At 48.3% G+C, this 2,561-nt stretch carries 3 protein-coding genes; 2 read left to right on the top strand and 1 reads right to left on the bottom strand.

The genetic code is table 11. The annotated features are described in order from the left end of the window. Window positions 1–107: 107 nt before the first annotated feature. A complete protein-coding gene (locus QUB35_RS35845) occupies window positions 108–515 on the bottom strand; it encodes an allophanate hydrolase-related protein (RefSeq protein ID WP_333147357.1) in 408 nt (135 codons plus the stop codon). 437 nt (window positions 516–952) lie between these two features. Between QUB35_RS35845 and QUB35_RS35850 the strand changes: the two genes are divergently transcribed. Further along, window positions 953–2,191, top strand: a complete 1,239-nt coding sequence (locus QUB35_RS35850) for a Zn-dependent hydrolase (RefSeq protein WP_333147359.1) — start codon at window positions 953–955, stop codon at window positions 2,189–2,191. Window positions 2,192–2,363: 172 nt separating this feature from the next. Continuing rightward, window positions 2,364–2,531 (top strand): hypothetical protein, encoded by a 168-nt coding sequence (locus QUB35_RS35855; RefSeq protein WP_333147361.1) that lies wholly within the window; start codon window positions 2,364–2,366, stop codon window positions 2,529–2,531. Window positions 2,532–2,561: the final 30 nt, after the last annotated feature.

Raw genomic sequence — 2,561 nt, forward strand, 5'->3', positions numbered from 1 at the left:
GGGCGTCTCGCCCGCCCAAACAAACAGGCTTTCCGGCCTGTTCCACAAGAAATGAATTTTTTTGTGGGGTGGGCGTCTCGCCCGCCCAAACAAGCCAGCGGAAAGGATTAATTTTGCCCTGTACTGGCTTTATAAGCGGCCCACCCACCTCGATCGGAAATATCTTCCCATTCATACTTCTGAACCAACTCCTGCGGGTACAAGAAAGCCGTCAACACTTCTCCATCATCCAAAACCACATCCGACGGATACATATGCGGCGGTTCCCCCCCTGCAAGCTGTTCAAATTGCTCTTGAGTTAATTCGTACACTTCCCCCGGAATTGATACACCGTCTGCCGCCACTTCATAAATAGCAGGATGCCAGCCATTTTCTGCCGAATGCAAGCGGTAAATCGGGCGAGTTTTTGCTTCTCTAATAAACTTCGCATCTCCGAGGTTGCTGTTGTCCGGCTGACCCCGTAGGGCAGAACCGCAAATGAAAACTCGTTTGACTGCAATTGCTGTTTGATTCATCACATACACCCGATAAAAAATTGTGTTTTTTCCTACTTAAGACTGATGCACAAACTCACTTTGTAGGGTGCGCCCAAGAGCCATTGGTGTCAACTTAAGACTAAAATTCTCTGTATATCTCGTTTTTATCGAAGTCTCGATCCCCCGCTCATCCCCCACCCCCCCCCTACCCCAAGGGGGGAAAGAAGGGGGACGAAAGAATTCTCTTGTCCCCCCCTTGAGAAGGGGGCTAGGGGGGATCGGGAAGACTGTAAACTCAGACGGTAGACTCGTATTACCTTTGACATTAAGTTGACACCAATGCCGAAGAGCACCTTATTCCTGACACTGTCAAACCGCTCGACTTTTGTAAACAAGGCTACATTATGTCGCCGATTTAAATGCTATTGAATGCAGTATACAGCAATTAGTTACATCAATCAATAAAAGAACTTTAAATGACACTTACATTAACACTTGCAGTCAACGGCCCGCGCCTCAACCGCAGCATCGCCCAACTCGCCCAAATCGGCAAACTACCAGGAGGAGGCGTGAGTCGGGTAGCATTTACCAAAGCAGATTTGCTGGCCCGCCAACTCGTGGAATCTTGGATGGTAGAAGCAGGGATGACGGTTCGCATTGATGCGGCGGGAAACATGATCGGGCGGTATCCCGGAAAGCGCGAGTGTGCGGCCCTAGCCACAGGTTCTCACATCGATACCGTGGCCGTGGGCGGCCATTACGACGGAGTTTTGGGAGTTTTGGCGGGAATTGAAGTGGTGCGGGTACTGCACGAAAATAACCTATGCTTGGAACATCCGATCGAGACGATCGTATTTACCGACGAAGAAAACACCGTTATCGGCTGCAAAGCGATGGCCGGAAATACAGTCAGCGATGCGGCATATTACCGACGCAGCGACGGTACTTCCATTGAAACTTGTTTAGCACAAATTGGCGGAGATTGGTCAAAAATTGCACAAGCAAAACGCCATCCCCAAGAAATAGCAGCATTTGTAGAACTCCACGTCGAACAAGGAGGCGTTTTGGAAAGTACCGGCGATGAAATCGGCATAGTTCAAGGCATTGTCGGACAGTACCGCTATGCAGTGACGGTAACTGGCCGCCCGAATCATGCCGGTTCGACGCCGATGCGCGTTCGCAAAGATGCGTTAGTAGCCGCCGCACAAATGGTGCTAGCAGTCAACAAGTTGGGAGTAGAAACACCGGGCGAACAAGTAGCAACGGTAGGTTACTTAAACGTGTCGCCAAATGCTACAAATATTGTACCGGGAAAAGTCGATTTTAAAATCGACTTGCGCGATATATCTCAAACTCATTTGGAAGAATTGTTAGTTAAAATGAAACAAGAGTTTGCAGCTATTTCTTCTGCCACCAAAACCGAAGTTAAAATCACCGAAATGCTGCACGTATTGCCGACTCTAGCAGCAGCAAAGATTCAAAATGCGATTGCCGAAGTTTGCCAGGAATTAAGCTTGAGTTGCACGCATTTAATCAGCCGCGCCGGACACGACGCCCAAGAAATCGGACGGTTTGCGGATATGGGGATGATTTTCGTGGCTTCTCGCGGCGGCATCAGCCATGCAGAAGACGAATATACATCCCCAGAACAGTGCACTCAGGGAGCAAACGTGCTGTTACAAACCTTCTTGAAGCTCGATCGAATTTACGGCTAGGGCGATGGTTAATCTGCTTTCAAAGCGATGTATGGTGCGTGACTGTGAATAGATTTGGGCTTGTGTGGAAGGCATCTTGAGTCACGCACCGTAACTTTACATAACAGGGTTTTATAACCCGATTTGGTGTTATATCATTACTTTATGGCAACAAAATTGCAGTAGCATTTTAATGGATATCAACACCCAAAAAGAAGAATTCAGCTATGCTTACATTTACGCCGTGGCTTCAGCAGCCGGGTGCATCTGCCAGCGAACAACTACTCCTCTAGACCAACTGGGTGTAGACCTAATTACAGCGTATTCCAGGTTTATGAAGTACAGTAGCAGCAGCTTGTAAACCAGTTTTTAAAGTGCTTAGGATTGACCA

It is taken from the genome of Microcoleus sp. B13-B6, assembly GCF_036705405.1.
Taxonomy (GTDB): Bacteria; Cyanobacteriota; Cyanobacteriia; order Cyanobacteriales; family Microcoleaceae; genus Microcoleus.